The organism is Stutzerimonas stutzeri (genome assembly GCF_000219605.1).
GTDB classification, from domain to species: domain Bacteria; phylum Pseudomonadota; class Gammaproteobacteria; order Pseudomonadales; family Pseudomonadaceae; genus Stutzerimonas; species Stutzerimonas stutzeri.
The window spans coordinates 3,283,861-3,302,067 of sequence record NC_015740.1 but is presented as its reverse complement, the minus strand read 5'-3'; the positions used below and the strand labels follow the sequence as shown (position 1 = coordinate 3,302,067).

General features: G+C 62.8%; 21 protein-coding genes. 20 read left to right on the top strand and 1 reads right to left on the bottom strand.

Annotated features, from left to right (window positions below; genetic code table 11):
* Positions 1-24: 24 nt before the first annotated feature.
* Positions 25-558, top strand: coding sequence for a glycine zipper 2TM domain-containing protein (locus tag PSTAB_RS15355; protein ID WP_013983652.1), 534 nt, complete (start codon positions 25-27; stop codon positions 556-558).
* Positions 559-614: 56 nt separating this feature from the next.
* Here PSTAB_RS15355 and suhB read toward each other — a convergent pair whose 3' ends face one another.
* A complete protein-coding gene (suhB, locus tag PSTAB_RS15350) occupies positions 615-1,430 on the bottom strand; it encodes a type III secretion system regulator SuhB (protein ID WP_011914141.1) in 816 nt (271 codons plus the stop codon).
* A 94-nt stretch (positions 1,431-1,524) separates the two neighbouring features.
* On the opposite strand from suhB, the gene trmJ reads away from it, so the two are divergent.
* The 19 genes from trmJ (at position 1,525) to der (ending at position 18,169) form a co-directional block, all read left to right on the top strand.
* On the top strand, positions 1,525-2,361 hold the full coding sequence (gene trmJ / locus PSTAB_RS15345; RefSeq protein WP_011914140.1) for a tRNA (cytosine(32)/uridine(32)-2'-O)-methyltransferase TrmJ: 837 nt from the start codon (positions 1,525-1,527) through the stop codon (positions 2,359-2,361).
* Entirely contained in the window at positions 2,361-3,137 is a 777-nt protein-coding gene (gene cysE, locus PSTAB_RS15340; protein ID WP_011914139.1) for a serine O-acetyltransferase, read from the top strand. Before trmJ ends, cysE begins: the two co-directional genes overlap by 1 nt.
* A 164-nt stretch (positions 3,138-3,301) precedes the next feature.
* The gene (gene iscR, locus PSTAB_RS15335) at positions 3,302-3,793 is read left to right on the top strand and encodes a Fe-S cluster assembly transcriptional regulator IscR (RefSeq protein ID WP_013983650.1); all 492 of its coding nucleotides are present in this window, start codon (positions 3,302-3,304) and stop codon (positions 3,791-3,793) included.
* A 31-nt stretch (positions 3,794-3,824) separates the two neighbouring features.
* Positions 3,825-5,039 (top strand): IscS subfamily cysteine desulfurase, encoded by a 1,215-nt coding sequence (locus PSTAB_RS15330; protein WP_013983649.1) that lies wholly within the window; start codon positions 3,825-3,827, stop codon positions 5,037-5,039.
* Between the two features lie 43 nt (positions 5,040-5,082).
* Complete coding sequence (gene iscU, locus PSTAB_RS15325; protein WP_011914136.1) at positions 5,083-5,469, top strand: Fe-S cluster assembly scaffold IscU; 387 nt, start codon at positions 5,083-5,085, stop codon at positions 5,467-5,469.
* A gap of 12 nt (positions 5,470-5,481) precedes the next feature.
* Positions 5,482-5,805: an iron-sulfur cluster assembly protein IscA gene (iscA, locus tag PSTAB_RS15320; protein WP_013983648.1), complete on the top strand. Its 324-nt coding sequence runs from the start codon at positions 5,482-5,484 to the stop codon at positions 5,803-5,805.
* Positions 5,806-5,812: 7 nt separating this feature from the next.
* Positions 5,813-6,334, top strand: a complete 522-nt coding sequence (gene hscB, locus PSTAB_RS15315) for a co-chaperone HscB (protein ID WP_011914134.1) — start codon at positions 5,813-5,815, stop codon at positions 6,332-6,334.
* A gap of 39 nt (positions 6,335-6,373) precedes the next feature.
* Entirely contained in the window at positions 6,374-8,236 is a 1,863-nt protein-coding gene (gene hscA, locus PSTAB_RS15310; protein WP_041771807.1) for a Fe-S protein assembly chaperone HscA, read from the top strand.
* A 5-nt stretch (positions 8,237-8,241) separates the two neighbouring features.
* Positions 8,242-8,580, top strand: coding sequence for an ISC system 2Fe-2S type ferredoxin (fdx, locus tag PSTAB_RS15305; RefSeq protein ID WP_013983645.1), 339 nt, complete (start codon positions 8,242-8,244; stop codon positions 8,578-8,580).
* 11 nt (positions 8,581-8,591) lie between these two features.
* Positions 8,592-8,792 carry a Fe-S cluster assembly protein IscX gene (iscX, locus tag PSTAB_RS15300; protein ID WP_013983644.1) on the top strand — a complete coding sequence of 67 codons (201 nt, stop codon included), beginning with the start codon at positions 8,592-8,594 and terminating at the stop codon, positions 8,790-8,792.
* 157 nt (positions 8,793-8,949) lie between these two features.
* Positions 8,950-9,381 carry a nucleoside-diphosphate kinase gene (ndk, locus tag PSTAB_RS15295; protein WP_011914130.1) on the top strand — a complete coding sequence of 144 codons (432 nt, stop codon included), beginning with the start codon at positions 8,950-8,952 and terminating at the stop codon, positions 9,379-9,381.
* A 19-nt stretch (positions 9,382-9,400) separates the two neighbouring features.
* Complete coding sequence (gene rlmN, locus PSTAB_RS15290; protein WP_013983643.1) at positions 9,401-10,549, top strand: dual-specificity RNA methyltransferase RlmN; 1,149 nt, start codon at positions 9,401-9,403, stop codon at positions 10,547-10,549.
* Between the two features lie 11 nt (positions 10,550-10,560).
* Positions 10,561-11,319: a type IV pilus biogenesis/stability protein PilW gene (gene pilW / locus PSTAB_RS15285; protein WP_011914128.1), complete on the top strand. Its 759-nt coding sequence runs from the start codon at positions 10,561-10,563 to the stop codon at positions 11,317-11,319.
* On the top strand, positions 11,316-12,320 hold the full coding sequence (locus PSTAB_RS15280) for a RodZ domain-containing protein (protein WP_011914127.1): 1,005 nt from the start codon (positions 11,316-11,318) through the stop codon (positions 12,318-12,320). Before pilW ends, PSTAB_RS15280 begins: the two co-directional genes overlap by 4 nt.
* A gap of 7 nt (positions 12,321-12,327) precedes the next feature.
* Complete coding sequence (gene ispG / locus PSTAB_RS15275; protein WP_013983641.1) at positions 12,328-13,440, top strand: flavodoxin-dependent (E)-4-hydroxy-3-methylbut-2-enyl-diphosphate synthase; 1,113 nt, start codon at positions 12,328-12,330, stop codon at positions 13,438-13,440.
* A gap of 16 nt (positions 13,441-13,456) precedes the next feature.
* Complete coding sequence (hisS, locus tag PSTAB_RS15270) at positions 13,457-14,746, top strand: histidine--tRNA ligase (protein WP_013983640.1); 1,290 nt, start codon at positions 13,457-13,459, stop codon at positions 14,744-14,746.
* A 27-nt stretch (positions 14,747-14,773) separates the two neighbouring features.
* The gene (locus tag PSTAB_RS15265) at positions 14,774-15,415 is read left to right on the top strand and encodes a YfgM family protein (RefSeq protein ID WP_011914124.1); all 642 of its coding nucleotides are present in this window, start codon (positions 14,774-14,776) and stop codon (positions 15,413-15,415) included.
* Between the two features lie 3 nt (positions 15,416-15,418).
* Positions 15,419-16,567, top strand: a complete 1,149-nt coding sequence (gene bamB, locus PSTAB_RS15260; RefSeq protein ID WP_013983639.1) for an outer membrane protein assembly factor BamB — start codon at positions 15,419-15,421, stop codon at positions 16,565-16,567.
* Between the two features lie 102 nt (positions 16,568-16,669).
* Entirely contained in the window at positions 16,670-18,169 is a 1,500-nt protein-coding gene (der, locus tag PSTAB_RS15255; protein ID WP_011914122.1) for a ribosome biogenesis GTPase Der, read from the top strand.
* Positions 18,170-18,207 lie beyond the last annotated feature (38 nt).

Below are 18,207 nucleotides of genomic sequence, written 5' to 3'. Positions count from 1 at the left end.
AGCCCGAAGGAAGAGGATGTCACAGTGAACAAGTCCATGTTGGTCGGTACGGCACTTGGAGTGGTCGTCGCCACGGCTGGTGGAGCTTTCGCTACTTATAGCCTGGTTGATCGCGGTCCGAAGTTCGCCGAGGTGCTGGCGGTCGAACCCATCAAGGAAACCATCCGAACGCCGCGTGAAGTCTGCAAGGACGTCACAGTGACCCGGCAGAAGCCTGTGCAGGACGAGCACCGGATCGCAGGTACCGCAGTGGGCGCCGTCGTCGGTGGTCTGCTGGGTAACCAGGTCGGTGGCGGCAATGGCAAGAAGATCGCCACGGTCGCCGGTGCGGTCGGCGGTGGTTATGCCGGCAATCAGGTGCAGGGGCGCATGCAAGCCAACAGCACCTACACCACCACCGAGACCCGCTGCAGCACGGTCACCGACACGCACGACAAGATCGTCGGCTATGACGTCAAGTACGATCTGGCTGGCAAGGTCGGGCGCGTACGGATGGATCGTGATCCGGGCAGCCAGATTCCGGTACAGGATGGGCAGCTGATGGTGTCTCAGCAGTGAACTGAACAAGCTGCATAAAAAACGCCCCTGTTGGGGCGTTTTTCTTTGCGTCAAGCTCAGCGCTTGAGCGATGGCGTAAGGTGGGGCTGGATGGTCGTCAGCACAGCCTTGAAGCACTTGGTATTGCCGGCCACGATCTGCCCCTTCTCGAGGAATTCATGGCCGCCGCTAAAGTCGCTCACCAGGCCGCCAGCCTCTTGGATCAGAAGTGCGCCGGCCGCCATGTCCCACTCGGAAAGGCCGAACTCCCAGAACGCATCGAAGCGGCCCGCGGCTACGTAGGCCAGGTCGAGGCTCGCCGCTCCGGCGCGTCGCAGGCCGGAGGTCTGACCGACCAGGCTGCGGAACATGTTCAGGTAGCTGTCCAGGTTGTCCAGTTGGCCGTCCTTGAACGGAAAGCCCGTACCGAGGAGGGCGCCGTCCAGGCTCTTGCGCGAGCTGACGCGCAGGCGCCGGCCATTCAGGGCTGCGCCACGGCCGCGGCTTGCGGTGAATTCTTCCTGACGGACCGGGTCCAGGACGACGGCATGCTCGAGACGGCCGCGGTATTTGCAGGCGATGCTCACGGCATAGTGCGGAATGCCGCGCACGAAGTTGGTCGTGCCATCCAGCGGGTCGATGATCCACAGGTAATCGGCGCCGTCACCGCTGCCTTCGAGCAGTCCACCTTCCTCGCCAAGGATGCCGTGATTCGGATAGGCCTTGCGCAGCGCTGCAACGATGCTCTGCTCGGCCGCCTTGTCGATCTCGGTGACGTAATCCTTTGCTTCTTTCTCGTTGACCGAGATTGCATCCAGGCGATCGGTGGAACGGACAATCAGTTCGCCGGCGCTGCGGGCGGCGCGCAGCGCGATATTCAGCATGGGCTGCATGGATCAATTACCTGGTCGTTAAAGAAAGCGCGAAATTCTATCAGGAAAGCTCGGGCGCATGTAGCGTCACCGGCGTCGCTGCAGGCTTTGGTCGATGGCGGACGGCGAGCGGCTTCCTGTAAGCTTTCCGCTGGTTTTCTTGCTGAGACTCATCGTGTCGTTGCAGAACATTCGAGTGGTGCTGGTCAATACCAGCCACGCCGGCAACATCGGCGGCGCGGCGCGGGCCATGAAGAACATGGGCCTGTCGCGTCTGGTGCTGGTTGATCCGGAAGACTTTCCGAGCCCGGACGCGGTCGCCCGGGCGTCCGGCGCGACCGATATTCTCGATTCGGCCCAGGTCGTCGCCACGCTGGAAGAGGCGCTGGTCGGCTGCAGTCTGGTGCTTGGCACCAGTGCCCGGGATCGGCGCATACCCTGGCCGCTCCTGGACCCGCGCGAGTGCGCCGCGGTATCGGTGGAGCAGGCTGCCGCCGGTAGCGACGTGGCGCTGGTGTTCGGTCGTGAATACGCCGGCCTGACCAATGAAGAGCTGCAGCGCTGCCAATACCATGTCCATATCCCGTCCGATCCCCAGTTCAGCTCGCTGAACCTCGCCGCAGCCGTCCAGGTGCTCACATACGAGGTGCGCATGGCCTGGCTGGCGGCCGAGGGGCGGCCGACCAAGGTGGAAAAACTGGAGACCACGGCGATGCTCGACGCGCAGCCGGTCACGGTGGACGAGCTGGAAAACTATTTCGGCCACCTTGAGCAGACGCTGGTGGATATCGGTTTTCTCGACCCGGCCAAGCCGCGCCATCTGATGCCGCGCCTGCGCAGGCTGTACGGGCGCAGCGGAATCAGCAAGCTGGAGATGAACATCCTGCGGGGCATCCTCACCGAGACGCAAAAGGCGGCCCGCGGCGAACCTCACAAACGGAGAAGTGATTGATGTTCGAACGCATGCGCGAAGACATCCAAAGCGTATTCCATCGCGATCCGGCAGCCCGCAACGCGTTCGAGGTGCTGACCTGTTACCCGGGGCTGCACGCCATCTGGATCCATCGACTTTCCCATTGGCTGTGGACGCATGAGTGGAAATGGCTGGCGCGCATGTCGTCGAATCTCGGGCGTTGGCTGACCGGGGTGGAGATTCACCCGGGTGCACGGATCGGGCGTCGTTTCTTCATCGACCACGGGATGGGTATCGTCATTGGTGAGACCGCCGAGATCGGCGATGACGTGACGCTCTACCACGGCGTGACGTTGGGCGGGACCAGCTGGAACAAGGGCAAGCGCCATCCGACGCTCGAGGATGGCGTGATCGTCGGTGCGGGCGCGAAGATTCTCGGCCCGTTCACGGTCGGTGCAGGTGCGAAGATCGGCTCCAACGCGGTGGTCACGCGGGAAGTGCCGCCGGGTGCGACCGCCGTGGGTATTCCTGGGCGTGTCATCGTCAAATCCAGCGATGAGCAGGAGGCGAAGCGCAAGGCGATTGCCGAAAAGATCGGCTTCGACGCCTACGGTGTCAGCGAGGACATGCCGGACCCGGTGGCGCGGGCGATCGGGCAGTTGCTCGATCACGTGCAGGCCGTCGAGGAGCGACTGGAGGGAATGTGTGGCGCGCTCAAGGCGCTCGGTAGCGACTACTGCGCAAAGGAACTACCGGAGTTGCGCGAAGAGGATTTCGTCGAAGTGAAGCCTGATGCCGGAGAAGCGCGCGGCTGAAGTGCGGGTCTTGGCAGTAGCTGGTATCATGCGTCCAGCTTTGCCATCCGCCTGTACGATCAGGGTGTCTCGCTAAAGACCTACTAATTTAATAGGTCTTATAGTTGACTCAAATACTCGGGAATTGCATAATTGCGCCAAACCGTAATGCTTGGTGCAGACCGATGCGATTGACCACCAAAGGCCGTTATGCCGTCACCGCCATGCTTGATCTTGCGCTGCATGCGCAGCATGGGCCGGTTTCCCTGGCCGACATTTCCGAGCGCCAGGGAATTTCGCTTTCCTATCTCGAGCAACTGTTTGCCAAGCTTCGCCGTGGGAGTCTCGTCACCAGTGTGCGCGGGCCTGGCGGAGGTTATCAGCTGTCTCGCGACATGGCTGGTATCCAGGTTGCTCAGGTTATCGACGCGGTCAACGAATCGGTCGATGCCACCCGTTGCCAGGGGCTCGGGGGTTGTCACTCCGGCGATACCTGCCTGACCCATCATCTGTGGTGCGACCTCAGTCAGCAGATCCATGAATTCCTCAGCGGCATCAGTTTGGCCGATCTGGTCAATCGTCAGGACGTACAGCAGGTCGCGCTGCGCCAGGACATGCGCAAGGCCAGCGGCACTTCGCCGCAGATAGACAAGATAGAAACGTCCGCCATCGATTGAGCAGGGCGACCGCCTGATAGGAGATATCTGAATGAAATTGCCGATTTACCTGGACTACTCCGCAACCACGCCGGTCGACCCGCGTGTCGCCGAAAAGATGATCGAATGCCTGACCAACGAAGGCAATTTCGGCAACCCGGCGTCGCGCTCGCATGCCTTTGGCTGGAAAGCGGAAGAAGCAGTGGAAAATGCGCGTCGCCAGGTGGCCGAGCTGGTCAATGCCGACCCGCGTGAGATCGTCTGGACCTCCGGTGCCACCGAGTCGGACAACCTGGCGATCAAGGGTGTCGCCCACTTCTACGCGTCCAAGGGCAAGCACATCGTCACCACCAAGATCGAGCACAAGGCGGTTCTGGATACCACTCGTCAGCTCGAGCGTGAAGGGTTCGAAGTGACCTACATCGAGCCGGGCGAAGACGGCATCGTCACCCCGGCGATGGTCGAGGCGGCGCTGCGCGAGGACACCATCCTCGTGTCGGTGATGCACGTGAACAATGAGATCGGCACCATCAACGACATCACCGCGATTGGCGAGCTGACCCGGGCGCGCGGCATCCTGTTCCATGTCGATGCCGCCCAGTCCACCGGCAAGGTGGAGATCGACCTGGAGAAGATGAAGGTCGACCTGATGTCCTTTTCCGCGCACAAGACCTACGGGCCGAAGGGCGTCGGTGCCCTCTATGTCCGTCGTAAGCCGCGCGTTCGTCTCGAGGCGCAGATGCACGGTGGTGGTCACGAGCGCGGCATGCGCTCCGGCACCCTGGCTACGCATCAGCTGGTAGGGATGGGCGAGGCCTTCCGTATCGCCAAACAAGAGATGGCGCAGGAGAACGAGCGTATTCGTGCACTGCGTGACCGCTTCTACAAGCAGGTCGAGCATCTCGAGGAGCTGTATGTGAACGGCAGCATGACGGCGCGTGTACCGCACAACCTCAATCTCAGCTTCAACTACGTCGAGGGTGAGTCGCTGATCATGGCGCTCAAGGATCTGGCCGTATCGTCCGGCTCCGCCTGTACGTCTGCTTCGCTGGAGCCTTCGTATGTATTGCGCGCTCTCGGGCGCAACGACGAGCTGGCGCACAGCTCCATCCGTTTCACCTTCGGTCGCTTCACCACTGAAGAAGAAATCGATTACGCAGCGCAGAAGGTATGCGAGGCCGTCACCAAGCTGCGCGAGCTTTCGCCCCTGTGGGACATGTTCAAAGACGGCGTCGACATCTCCAAGGTCGAGTGGCAAGCCCACTGACCGGCGTCAAGCGCCGCACAGCCTGATCTAAGAGGATTGCACCATGGCATACAGCGACAAGGTCATCGACCACTACGAAAACCCGCGCAACGTCGGCAAGTTCGACGCCGAAGATCCGAACATCGGCACCGGCATGGTCGGCGCGCCGGCCTGCGGCGACGTCATGCGCCTGCAGATCAAGGTCAACGAGCAGGGTGTCATCGAAGATGCCAAGTTCAAGACCTATGGCTGCGGCTCCGCGATTGCCTCCAGCTCCCTTGCCACCGAATGGATGAAGGGCAAGACGCTGGAAGAGGCGGAAACCATCAAGAACACCCAGCTGGCTGAAGAGCTCGCGCTGCCGCCGGTGAAGATTCACTGCTCCGTTCTCGCCGAGGATGCGATCAAGGCCGCGGTGCGTGATTACCGGGAAAAGAAAGGTCTGCTCTGACAGGAGATTGTGATGGCTATCACCATGACGCCCGCTGCAGCTCAGCATGTTCGTCGCTCGCTGGAAGGGCGCGGCAAGGGTGTGGGTGTGCGGCTTGGGGTTCGCACCACGGGCTGCTCGGGGCTGGCTTACGTCCTCGAGTTCGTCGACGAGACCGCAGCGGAAGATTCGGTGTTCGAAAGCCACGGGGTGAAGGTGATCATCGATCCGAAGAGCCTCGTCTACCTTGATGGCACCGAGCTCGACTTCGTTCGCGAAGGCCTCAACGAGGGCTTCAAGTTCAACAACCCGAACGTTCGTGGCGAATGCGGCTGCGGCGAGAGCTTCAATATCTGAGGACGCCGTGGGTACTCCCTGTCACTTTGCACTGTTCGATCTGAAGCCTGACTTCGAGCTGGACCTTGCGCAACTCGCCGATCGCTATCGCGAGCTTGCGCGCCAGGTTCATCCGGATCGCTTCGCCGATGCTGGCGAAAGCGAGCAGCGCCAGGCGCTGGAGCGTTCGGCCAATCTGAACGAGGCCTATCAGACCCTGAAGAGCCCGAGCCGCCGCGCGCGCTATCTGCTGGCGTTGGAGGGGCACGATGTGCCGTTGGAGGCGACCGTTCAGGATCCTGCCTTCCTGATGCAGCAGATGCATTGGCGCGAAGAGCTCGAAGAGCTTCACGAGCAGGCCGATCTTGATGGTGTTGCGGCATTCAAGTCGCGGCTCAAGCAGGCTCAGCAAGGTCTCAACGACGACTTCGGTCAGATCTGGCGAGACCCCGCGCGCCGTGTGGATGCCGAAAGACTGGTTCGCCGCATGCAGTTTCTCGACAAGTTGACCCAGGAAGTGCGCCAGCTCGAAGAGCGCCTCGACGATTAACCCGCGCGACGCTCGCGTTGCGCCCGATACCAGACAGACATGGCCTTACTTCAGATTGCCGAGCCCGGACAAAGCCCTCAGCCCCATCAGCGGCGCCTGGCTGTCGGAATAGACCTGGGCACTACCAACTCCCTCGTTGCCGCGTTGCGCAGTGGCGTCACCGCCCCGCTGGCCGATGCCGATGGGCAGGTGATTCTGCCGTCCGTTGTGCGTTATCACGCCGATCGTGTGGAGGTCGGTGCGTGTGCCAAGCGTGCAGCAGCTGCCGATCCGTTCAATACCATCAGCTCGGTCAAGCGGTTGATGGGGCGAGGGCTTGCGGACGTCAAGCAGTTGGGCGAACAGCTGCCCTATCGTTTCCGTCAGGCCGAATCGCAGATGCCCTTCATCGAGACGGTCCAGGGGGCCAAGAGCCCGGTGGAAATCTCGGCGGAGATCCTGCGGGCGCTGCGCGAGCGCGCCGAGGCGACGCTGGGTGGCGAGCTGGTCGGGGCGGTGATCACCGTGCCGGCCTACTTCGATGATGCCCAGCGTCAGGCGACCAAGGATGCGGCGCGGCTGGCCGGCCTGAATGTGCTGCGCCTGCTCAATGAGCCGACCGCAGCGGCGGTCGCCTACGGTCTGGACCGTCAGGCCGAGGGTATCGTCGCGATCTACGATCTCGGCGGCGGAACCTTCGATATCTCCATTCTGCGTCTGACCAAGGGTGTGTTCGAGGTGCTGGCCACAGGCGGCGATACCGCCTTGGGCGGTGACGATTTCGATCACGCCGTGGCTGACTGGATTCTCCAGCAGGCCGGGGTTTCCGAGGATCTGGCGCCCGGCGAGCAGCGCGAGCTGTTGAAGATCGCCTGCGATGCCAAGGAGCGCCTCAGCGTGGACGAGACGGTTCAGGTCGCCTACGCCGGATGGGCGGGCGAGCTCCACCGTGAGACGTTCGATGCTCTCATCGAGCCGCTGATTGCCCGAAGCCTCAGGTCGTGCCGGCGCGCGGTGCGTGATTCCGGTGTCGAGCTGGACGAGATCACGGCAGTGGTCATGGTCGGCGGCTCGACCCGCGTGCCAAAAGTGCGTTCGTCCGTGGGCCAGCTGTTCGGTCGGGAGCCGCTGACCGATATCGATCCGGACGAAGTGGTGGCGATCGGTGCCGCGATCCAGGCCGAGACCCTGGCGGGCAACAATCGGGACGGCGAAGAGCTGCTCCTGCTCGACGTGATCCCGCTGTCGCTGGGTCTGGAGACCATGGGCGGGCTGATGGAGAAGATCATCCCGCGCAATACCACGATTCCGGTTGCACGTGCGCAGGACTTCACCACCTACAAGGATGGCCAGTCGGCCATGATGATCCATGTGCTGCAAGGTGAGCGCGAGCTGATCTCCGACTGCCGTTCGCTGGCGCGCTTCGAGCTGCGTGGTATCCCGCCGATGGTTGCGGGCGCGGCGAAGATTCGCGTGACCTTCCAGGTCGATGCCGACGGACTGCTCAGCGTTTCGGCGCGTGAGCTGGCCTCCGGCGTCGAGGCCAGCATTCAGGTCAAGCCGTCCTATGGCCTGACCGATGGCGAGATCGCCAGGATGCTCGAGGACTCGTTCCGCAAGGCGGATCAGGATCGCGACGCCCGCGCCCTGCGCGAGCAGCTGGTCGACGCCCAGCGCTTGCTGGAGGCTGTCGAAGCAGCGCTGATTGCCGACGGGGAACGTCTGCTTTCCGCCGAGGAGCGTGCCGCCATCGAGGCGCAGATGGCCGAGTTGCGTGCGTTGCTCGACAGTCAGGACGTGTCCGCCATCGAGCGCCAGACCAAACGCCTGAGCCAGATCACCGACGCCTTCGCTGCGCGTCGTCTGGATTCCACCGTCAAGGCCGCCTTGGCCGGGCGGCGGCTTAACGATATCGAGGATTGACCCAGATGCCGCAGATCATTTTCCTGCCCAATGCCGATCATTGCCCCGAGGGTGCTGTGATCGAGGCGAAAACCGGCGAGACGGTGCTGGACGCCGCGCTGCGCAACGGCATCGATATCGAGCATGCCTGCGAGAAGTCCTGCGCATGCACCACCTGTCACGTGGTGGTTCGCGAGGGCTTCCAGTCGCTCGAGGCCTCCGATGAGCTGGAGGACGACATGCTCGACAAGGCCTGGGGACTGGAGCCCAACTCGCGGCTGTCCTGTCAGGCGGTAGTGGCCGATACCGATCTCGTCGTGGAGATTCCGAAGTACACCATCAACCAGGTGTCGGAAGGGCATTGAGGGCAAAGGACATGCAACTGAAATGGACTGATGTGCAGGACATCGCCATCGAACTCGCCGAGCGCAAGGCCGGTGTCGATCCGCGCTATGTGAATTTCGTCGATCTGCATCGCTGGGTACTCGAACTGCCTGACTTCGCTGACGAGCCTGGTCGTGGCGGCGAAAAGGTGCTCGAAGCCATCCAGGCCGCCTGGATCGAAGAGGCAGAGTAACGCCTCCTGGGGCGTTCGCACCCAGCGTGCCGTTACCGTTCGGCGATCGGGCCGCGCGTCCGCGGCAAGGCCCTCTACCCTTATGTTTTTAACGCCAACCCGCGTATAATCCGCGGGTTTACTCGTTCGCTTTAACCCATCAGTTTTGGAGTCCTACATGGCCCTGCAACGCACCTTTTCCATCATCAAGCCTGACGCTGTCGCCAAGAACGTGATCGGTGAGATCACCACCCGTTTCGAGAAGGCCGGCCTGCGTGTCGTCGCTTCCAAGATGGTTCAGCTGTCCGAGCGCGAAGCTGCCGGTTTCTACGCCGAGCACAGCGAGCGCGGCTTCTTCAAGGATCTGGTTGCCTTCATGACTTCCGGTCCGGTCATCGTTCAGGTTCTGGAAGGCGAGAACGCCGTCGCCAAGAACCGCGAGCTGATGGGCGCCACCAACCCGAAGGAAGCGGCTCCGGGCACCATCCGTGCCGACTTCGCGGTCTCCATCGACGAGAACGCCGTTCACGGTTCCGACTCGGAAGCCTCGGCCGCCCGTGAAATCGCCTACTTCTTTGCTGCCACCGAAGTGTGCGCACGCATTCGCTGAGTGAGCGAAGGTGAGTCCAATGATTGCCACGACCGGTAAGGTGAATCTGCTGGGTCTGACCCAGCCGCAACTGGAAAGCTTCTTCGAGTCCATCGGGGAGAAGCGTTTTCGCGCCGGTCAGGTGATGAAATGGATTCACCACTTCGGCGTCGATGATTTCGATGCCATGAGCAATCTCGGCAAGGCCCTGCGCGAAAAGCTCAAGGCCTGCGCCGAGATTCGCGGCCCGGAGATCGTCAGTGAAGACATCTCCAGCGACGGCACCCGCAAATGGGTGGTTCGGGTCGCATCGGGCAGCTGTGTGGAAACGGTGTACATCCCCCAGGGCGGCCGTGGAACGCTTTGCGTTTCCTCGCAGGCCGGCTGTGCGCTGGATTGCAGCTTCTGTTCCACCGGCAAACAGGGTTTCAACAGCAATCTCACGGCGGCCGAGGTGATCGGTCAGGTGTGGATTGCCAACAAGTCTTTCGGCACCGTCCCGGCGAAGATCGATCGCGCCATCACCAATGTGGTGATGATGGGGATGGGCGAGCCGTTGCTGAATTTCGACAACGTCGTCGCTGCCATGCAGATCATGATGGACGACCTCGGTTATGGCATTTCCAAGCGCAAGGTGACCCTGTCGACCTCCGGCGTCGTGCCGATGATCGACGAGCTGGCCAAGGTCATCGACGTGTCCCTGGCGCTGTCGCTGCATGCGCCCAACGACGCGCTGCGCGATCAGTTGGTTCCGATCAACAAGAAGTACCCCATGGACGTGCTGTTGGCGGCCTGCAAACGCTATGTGTCGCGCCTGGGCGAGAAACGCGTGCTGACCATCGAATACACGCTGCTCAAGGGTGTCAACGATCAGCCCGAGCATGCCGAGCAGATGATCGCTCTGCTGGCGGACATTCCTTGCAAGATCAATCTGATTCCGTTCAATCCGTTCCCTCATTCCGGATATGAGCGGCCGAGCAACAATGCGATCCGCCGTTTTCAGGACATCCTGCATAAAGGCGGGCACAATGTGACGGTGCGTACCACCCGCGGCGAGGACATCGACGCGGCTTGCGGTCAGCTTGTCGGTCAGGTTCTGGACCGGACGCGTCGAAGCGAGCGATACATCGCTGTACGCGAGCTGCAGAGCGAGCCGGGTGCGGCGCAAACTGCTTCGAACCGATCCTGAGGGGGATGCTGATGATTCTGCGCGCTGCGCTGCTGCTTGTACTGACCGGCCTGTTGGCCGGTTGCGTGTCTTCTGGCACCGTCGATCCACTGAAGACCGACGAAGGTCGGCAGCAGGCACGGGATGCCTATATTCAGTTGGGTATCGGTTATCTGCAGCAAGGCGCGGCCGCCCGTGCGAAGACGCCGCTGCGCAAGGCGCTCGAAATCGACCCACGCAGCGCCGACGCGCATGCGGCGCTGGCACTGGTATTCCAGACCGAAATGGAAAACGACCTGGCCGACAAGCACTACCGTGAAGCGTTGTCCAGCCGTAAGGACGCGCGCATCCTCAACAACTACGGCAGCTTCCTCTTCGAGCAGAAGCGCTATCCGGAAGCGATGGAGCGTTTTAGCCAGGCCGCCGAAGACAACATGTATCCCGAGCGCGCCCGTGTCTTCCAGAACCTCGGCATGACCGCCCTGCAACTGGGCAAGCGCGAGGAAGCCGAAAGCTACTTCAGCCGATCGCTGCGTCTGGATGGCCGCCAGCCCCGAGCGCTGCTCGAACTTGCGATGATGGCCTACGAAGACAAGCAGTACGTCCCAGCCAAGCGTTACTACGACAGCTTCAGCCAGATGTCCGATCAGACTGCACGGAGTCTGCTGCTCGGCATTCGCCTGGCCAACATCCATCAGGACCGCGACACGGCTGCCAGCCTGGCGCTGCAGTTGAGGCGGTTGTATCCCGGTACGGATGAGTACAAGCAATATCTTTCGGAGCAACGATGACCGCGCCGCACCAAGAACAGGCTGCACCGATGGGCAACAACCCCGGGGAAACGCTGCGCAAGGCTCGTGAAGACAAGGGCCTGACGCTGTCTGCGGTTGCACAGCAGCTCAATCTCACCGAGCGCGCGCTCGCCCGCATCGAGGCAGGCGACTTCAGCCAGCTGCCGGGCCATACCTTTGCCCGCGGTTACGTTCGGGCCTATGCCAAGCTGTTGGGTCTGGATCAGACCCGCCTGGTCCAGGAGTTCGATCAGCACACCGGCACCAACGCATCTGGCAGCAGCGTCAACAGTCTCGGTCGTATCGAGGAGCCCAGCCGACTGTCGCGCAGTTTCATGCGTTTCTTCGGCTTCGCCTTGCTGCTGGCTCTGGCGGCAGCGGCCTGGTTCTGGTGGCAGGAACATACGGCGCGGGAAGCCAGCACAACGCCGGTCTCGGCACTTGAGCGGATCGAAGTCGAAAGCGCCGACGGCACCACCGAGATTCATCTGCTCGATCGGGCCGACGAAGTGGCCGAGGCGCCGGTCGACGTAGCGGATGGACAGCCACCTGTCGTCGATTCGGATGCGAGCGAGGCGGCCGTAACGCCAGAAAGCACACCGGAAGCTACAGGCTCGAGCGCGACGGCGGCTCCTCCCCAGCAATCGCAGCCGTTGCCGCTTCCAGAGACCGGTGATAGCGCGCCAGTGCCCGTGCAGGCGCCTGCAGCCACCGCTCCGAGCGCAGCCACTGACACACCGGCACCTGTCGCCGCGCCGGGTGAGGCTCAACTGGAGTTGCGCTTTACCGCCGATTGCTGGACCCGTGTGACGGATGCCGATGGTCGCGTGCTGTTCAGTGCCCTGGCCAAGGCCGGTACCAGCAGGACAGTCACAGGCAAGGCGCCGCTGGACGTCCATCTGGGGTACGCTCGCGGTGCACAACTCAGTTACAACGGCGAAGCGGTGAATCTCGCCACCCACATGCGCGGCGAGACGGCGCGCCTAAAGCTCGGACAGTAAGCTCACCATGCATTCCGAATCTCCTATCAAACGTCGCCAGTCCCGCAAGATCTGGGTAGGCGGCGTTGCGGTCGGTGGCGATGCGCCGATTTCCGTACAGAGCATGACCAACACCGAAACCTGCGACGTCGAGGCGACGGTCGGGCAGATCCAGCGCCTGGCCAATGCCGGCGCTGACATCGTCAGGGTCTCGGTGCCGTCGATGGAGGCTGCGGAGGCCTTCGGCCGGATCAAGCAGCGCGTACAGTTGCCGTTGGTCGCCGATATCCATTTCGATTACCAGATCGCTCTGCGGGTAGCCGAGCTCGGCGTCGACTGCCTGCGCATCAACCCGGGCAACATCGGCCGCGAGGATCGCGTTCGCGCAGTGGTTGACGCTGCGCGTGACAAGGGCATCCCGATTCGTATCGGTGTCAACGCCGGTTCGCTGGAGAAAGACCTGCAGAAGAAGTACGGCGAGCCGACGCCACAGGCGCTGGTGGAGTCCGCACTGCGTCATGTGGACCATCTCGATCGCCTGGACTTTCAGGACTTCAAGGTCAGCGTCAAAGCGTCCGATGTGTTCATGGCCGTGGAGGCCTATCGGCTGCTGGCCGGGCAGATCGAGCAGCCGCTGCACCTGGGCATTACCGAGGCGGGCGGGCTGCGTTCCGGCACGGTGAAGTCCGCAGTGGGTCTGGGCATGCTGCTCGCCGAAGGCATCGGCGACACCATTCGTGTGTCGCTGGCGGCCGATCCCGTCGAGGAGATCAAGGTCGGCTTCGATATCCTCAAGTCTCTGCGTCTGCGCTCGCGCGGCATCAACTTCATCGCCTGCCCGAGCTGTTCGCGGCAGAACTTCGATGTGGTCAAGACCATGAACGAGCTGGAGACCCGCGTCGAGGACCTGCTGGTGCCGATGGACGTCGCGGTGATCGGCTGCGTGGTCAACGGTCCGGGCGAGGCCAAGGAGGCCCACATCGGCCTGACCGGTGGCACCCCGAACAACCTGGTCTACATCGATGGTAAGCCGGCGCAGAAACTGAACAACGAAAACCTCGTCGATGAGCTGGAGCAGCTCATCCGGCGCAAGGCCGCCGAGAAGCTTGCGTCCGACGCGGCGGTCATCGCGCGCAGCTGATCTTTAAGGAATCCCATTGAGCAAGTCCCTGCAAGCCATTCGTGGCATGAATGACATCCTGCCTGCGCAGACGCCGACCTGGCGTTATCTGGAAAGCACCTTTGCGCAGCTGCTGGAAAGCTACGGATACAGCGAGATCCGTCTGCCGATCCTGGAGTTCACCGACCTGTTCGCCCGCGGTATCGGCGAGGGCACCGATGTGGTCGACAAGGAGATGTATACCTTCCTCGATCGCAACGAAGAGTCGCTGACCCTGCGTCCCGAAGGTACCGCCGGCTGCGTGCGCGCCGTGCTCGAGCATGGCATGACGGGTGGCGGGCAGGTGCAGAAGCTCTGGTACACCGGGCCGATGTTCCGCTACGAGAAGCCGCAGAAAGGTCGCTACCGGCAGTTCCACCAGATCGGCGTGGAAGTGTTCAACCAGCCGGGACCGGATATCGATGCCGAGCTGATCGTACTGACCGCGCGCCTGTGGAAGCAGCTCGGCCTCGCCGACGCGGTGACGCTGCAGCTCAACAGCCTGGGCTCCAGCGAGGCTCGGGCGCGCTACCGCGATGCTCTGGTGGCCTACCTGCAACAGCGTTTCGAGCAGCTCGACGAGGACAGTCAGCGTCGCCTGACCACCAATCCGCTGCGCATCCTCGACAGCAAGAACGCCCACACCCAGGCCTTGCTGACCGATGCACCGACCCTGCACGACTATCTGGACGAGGAGTCGCGGGCGCATTTCGAAGGGCTCAAGGCCCGTCTGGATGCGGTCGGCATCGCCTACGAGATCAATCCCAAACTGGTCCGTGGACTGGATTACTACGGCCGCACCGTGTTCGAGTGGGTTACCGACAAGCTCGGCGCGCAAGGCACGGTCTGTGCCGGTGGGCGTTACGACGGTCTGGTCAGCCAGTTCGGCGGCAAGCCGACGCCGGGTGTCGGCTTCGCCATGGGCGTCGAGCGTCTGGTGCTGTTGCTGGAAACGCTCGGCCTGGTGCCGGAGACGTTGAACCTGGCACCGCATGCCTACATCTGTGCATTCGGCGAGGCCGCCGAGCTGGCGGCACTGGCGCTGGCCGAACGTCTGCGTGATGAACTGCCGGGGCTGCGCCTGCTGGTCAACGCTGGCGGTGGCAGCTTCAAGAGTCAGTTCAAGAAGGCCGACAAGAGCGGAGCGCGCTATGCGCTGATTCTGGGTGACGACGAACTGGCAGGGCGCGTGGTAGGTTGCAAGCCGCTGCGCGATGACAGCGAGCAACAAAGCATTGCCTGGGATGCTCTGCCCGAGCGTCTGGCTGCCTGCCTCGAGCAGGTCTGAGACTTAGCGAATAAAAGGAGTGACAGCGTGACCTCGGGTACTGAAGAAGAACAACTGGCGCAGATCAAAGACTGGTGGCAGCGCAACGGCAAGCCGCTTGTGCTGGGTGCCGTGATCGCCCTGGTGTTGGTGTTCGGCTGGCAGTTCTGGCAGAAGCACCAGATCAATCAGGCGCAGAGCGCCTCGGTGGTTTATCAGCAACTGCTCGGCGCCGCCCTGGAATCCGGCGAGGCTGATGCCGCCGAAGTGTCGCGGCTGGGCAATCTGCTGAAGAAGGACTTTGCCGGTACGCACTATGCGCAGTACGGCAGCCTGTTCGTGGCCAAGGTGGCGGTGGAATCCGGCCGCCTGGACGAGGCCGCCAGCGAGCTGCGCGCCATCGTCGACAAGCCTGCGGACAAGACGCTGGACGAGCTGGCGCGCCAGCGTCTGGCACGTGTGCTGGCAGCGCAGGACAAGGCCGACGAGGCGATCAAGCTGCTCGATGGCAAGGTGGATGCCGCCTTCGTAGCCAGCCGTGAGGAACTGCGCGGCGATCTGCTGGTGCAGCTCGGCCGTAACGACGAGGCGCACGCCGCTTACAGCAAGGCCAAGGAGTCGCTGTCCCAGGATGCGGCCATTGGCGGTCTGCAAATGAAACTGGATGATCTGGCCCGAGGGGAGGCGTAACCGATGCGCTGGAAGACTGCAGCATTGCTGACCCTGGCCGTACTGGCCGCAGGTTGCAGCAGCAATAGTTCCAAAGAGCCAGAGCCGGCGGAGCTGACCAAGTTCGATGCGGAGATCTCGCTGAAGAAGGAGTGGAGTCGTTCTATCGGCGAAGGGCAGGGCAAGACCTACAACCTGCTGACCCCGGTGGTCTATGGCGACCAGATCTATGCCGCAGACGTCGAAGGTCTGGTGGTGTCCATGGATCGGTTGACTGGCAAGGTCAACTGGAAGAAGAAGCTCGACAAGCCGGTTTCCGGTGCGGTGGGTGCCGGCTACGGCCTGGTGCTGATCGGCACCCTGCGCGGTGAAGTGCTGGCGCTGGATGTCAGCACCGGTGAAGAGCGCTGGCGCAGCCAGGTCAGCAGCGAAGTGCTGGCCGCCCCCGCCGTGAACGGCGATATCGTGCTGGTGCAGACCCAGGATGACCGGCTGATCGCTCTGGAGATCGACACCGGCGCACAACGCTGGAGCTACGAAAGCTCGCCGGCGGTGCTGACGTTGCGGGGTACCGGTGCACCGCTGCTGACCAATCAGCTGGCCATCGCCGGTCTGTCCAGTGGCAAGGTGATCGCGCTGGATACCCGTCGCGGCTTGCCGGTATGGGAGCAGCGGGTCGCCATCCCGCAGGGCCGGTCCGAACTGGAGCGGGTTGTGGACATCGACGGTGGGCTGCTGCTCTCCGGTGGCACCCTCTACGTGGCGACCTACCAGGGGCGCGCTGCGGCGCTGGAACTGGAGACCGGCCGCGTGCTCTGGCAGCGTGACGCGTCGAGCTACTCCGGTGTGGCGCTGGGCTACGGCAGTGTCTACCTGAGCCTGGCCGACGGTACTGTCGAGGGCATCGACGAGCGCTCCACCACTGCGCTGTGGCGCAACGAGTCGCTGGCGCGTCGTCAGCTGTCGGCTCCTGCCGTGTTGTCCAGCTACGTGGTGGTCGGTGATGTCGAGGGCTACCTGCACTTCCTGAGTCAGGTAGATGGCCGCTTCGTCGCCCGTGAGCGGGTCGACAGCTCCGGCGTCCGGGCTCGCCCGGTGGTCGAGGGCGACTGGCTGTATGCTTTCGGCAATGACGGCAAGCTGGTCGCACTGACGATTCGTCAGGCCGACTGACCGCCTGCTGGACCCGCGGCTCCGCCTGGCGGAGCCATGAATATTCGGCCGCTGCCCTGCAGCGGCCTTCGTGTTTTCTGAAATATCGCAGTGGAGAGCCGCATGGTTCCCGTAATCGCCCTGGTGGGTCGCCCGAATGTCGGCAAATCCACCCTGTTCAATCGCCTGACCAAGAGCCGCGATGCCATCGTCGCCGAGTACGCCGGGCTGACCCGCGATCGCCAGTACGGCGAGGCCAAGTGGCAGGGGCGCACCTACATCGTGATCGACACCGGTGGTATTTCCGGTGACGAGGAAGGCATCGATGCGAAGATGGCCGAGCAGTCGCTACAGGCCATCGAGGAAGCCGATGCCGTCCTGTTCATGGTCGACTCCCGCGCCGGGCTGACCGCGGCGGACCAGATGATCGGCGAACACCTGCGCAAGCGGAACAAGCGTTGCTTCCTGGTGGCCAACAAGGTCGACAGCGTCGATCCGGATATTGCCCGCGCGGAATTCAGTCCGCTGGGCCTGGGTGATGCGCTGCCGATCGCTGCCGCCCACGGTCGTGGCATCAGCCACATGCTCGAGCAGGCGCTGGGCATTTTCCCCAAGGACAACGCCGACGAGAACGCGGAAGGCGAGGAGGGCGGGGAGCTCGCGGAAGGCGAGGAAGTGGTAGCCGAAGGCCAGGAGCCCAAGCGCATTCCGGGCCCGAGCGAGAAGGAAGGCATCAAGATCGCCATCATCGGGCGGCCCAACGTCGGCAAGTCGACTCTGGTCAACCGCATGCTCGGTGAAGAGCGGGTCATCGTCTACGATCAGGCCGGCACCACGCGCGACAGCATCTACATCCCCTTCGAGCGCGACGAGGAAAAGTACACCCTGATCGACACCGCCGGCGTACGTCGTCGCGGCAAGATCTTCGAGGCGGTGGAAAAGTTCTCGGTGGTCAAGACGCTGCAGGCGATCCAGGACGCCAACGTGGTGATCTTCGTCATGGATGCCCGCGAAGGTGTCGTCGAGCACGATCTCAACCTGCTGGGCTTCGTGCTGGAGACCGGCCGTGCGCTGGTCATCGCGCTGAACAAGTGGGACGGCATGGAGCAGGGCGAGAAGGACTACGTGAAGACGGAGCTGGAGCGCCGGCTGTTCTTCGTCGACTACGCCGATATCCATTTCATCTCAGCCAAGCATGGCACTGGCGTCGGGCACCTCTACAAGTCGGTGCAGGCCGCGTTCAAGTCGGCGATCACCCGCTGGCCGACCAGCCGCCTGACGCAGATCCTCGAGGACGCCGTGCGCGAGCACCAGCCGCCGATGGTCAACAGCCGGCGCATCAAGTTGCGCTATGCGCACCTGGGTGGCGCCAACCCGCCGCTGATCGTCATCCACGGCAACCAGGTCGATGCGGTGCCCAAGTCCTACACGCGCTACCTGGAGAACACCTATCGGCGTGTACTGAAGCTGGTCGGTACGCCGATCCGCATCGAGTACAAGGGCGGCGACAATCCCTACGAGGGCAAGAAGAACACGCTCACCGACCGCCAGGTCAACAAGAAGCGGCGTCTCATGTCCCACCACAAGAAGGCCGAGAAGAAGCGCCGCGACAAAAAGCGCTGATCGCGCATTTCTGCAAGCTTGGGAACTGGGCGGGTGTT

Coding starts and splice junctions, on each gene's coding strand:
- suhB (WP_011914141.1), bottom strand. CDS start 1,430: ATGCAGCCCATGCTGAATATCGCGCTGCGCGCCGCCCGCAGCGCCGGC.
- trmJ (WP_011914140.1), top strand. CDS start 1,525: ATGGCGGACGGCGAGCGGCTTCCTGTAAGCTTTCCGCTGGTTTTCTTG.
- cysE (WP_011914139.1), top strand. CDS start 2,361: ATGTTCGAACGCATGCGCGAAGACATCCAAAGCGTATTCCATCGCGAT.
- iscR (WP_013983650.1), top strand. CDS start 3,302: ATGCGATTGACCACCAAAGGCCGTTATGCCGTCACCGCCATGCTTGAT.
- PSTAB_RS15330 (WP_013983649.1), top strand. CDS start 3,825: ATGAAATTGCCGATTTACCTGGACTACTCCGCAACCACGCCGGTCGAC.
- iscU (WP_011914136.1), top strand. CDS start 5,083: ATGGCATACAGCGACAAGGTCATCGACCACTACGAAAACCCGCGCAAC.
- iscA (WP_013983648.1), top strand. CDS start 5,482: ATGGCTATCACCATGACGCCCGCTGCAGCTCAGCATGTTCGTCGCTCG.
- hscA (WP_041771807.1), top strand. CDS start 6,374: ATGGCCTTACTTCAGATTGCCGAGCCCGGACAAAGCCCTCAGCCCCAT.
- fdx (WP_013983645.1), top strand. CDS start 8,242: ATGCCGCAGATCATTTTCCTGCCCAATGCCGATCATTGCCCCGAGGGT.
- iscX (WP_013983644.1), top strand. CDS start 8,592: ATGCAACTGAAATGGACTGATGTGCAGGACATCGCCATCGAACTCGCC.
- ndk (WP_011914130.1), top strand. CDS start 8,950: ATGGCCCTGCAACGCACCTTTTCCATCATCAAGCCTGACGCTGTCGCC.
- rlmN (WP_013983643.1), top strand. CDS start 9,401: ATGATTGCCACGACCGGTAAGGTGAATCTGCTGGGTCTGACCCAGCCG.
- pilW (WP_011914128.1), top strand. CDS start 10,561: ATGATTCTGCGCGCTGCGCTGCTGCTTGTACTGACCGGCCTGTTGGCC.
- PSTAB_RS15280 (WP_011914127.1), top strand. CDS start 11,316: ATGACCGCGCCGCACCAAGAACAGGCTGCACCGATGGGCAACAACCCC.
- ispG (WP_013983641.1), top strand. CDS start 12,328: ATGCATTCCGAATCTCCTATCAAACGTCGCCAGTCCCGCAAGATCTGG.
- bamB (WP_013983639.1), top strand. CDS start 15,419: ATGCGCTGGAAGACTGCAGCATTGCTGACCCTGGCCGTACTGGCCGCA.
- der (WP_011914122.1), top strand. CDS start 16,670: ATGGTTCCCGTAATCGCCCTGGTGGGTCGCCCGAATGTCGGCAAATCC.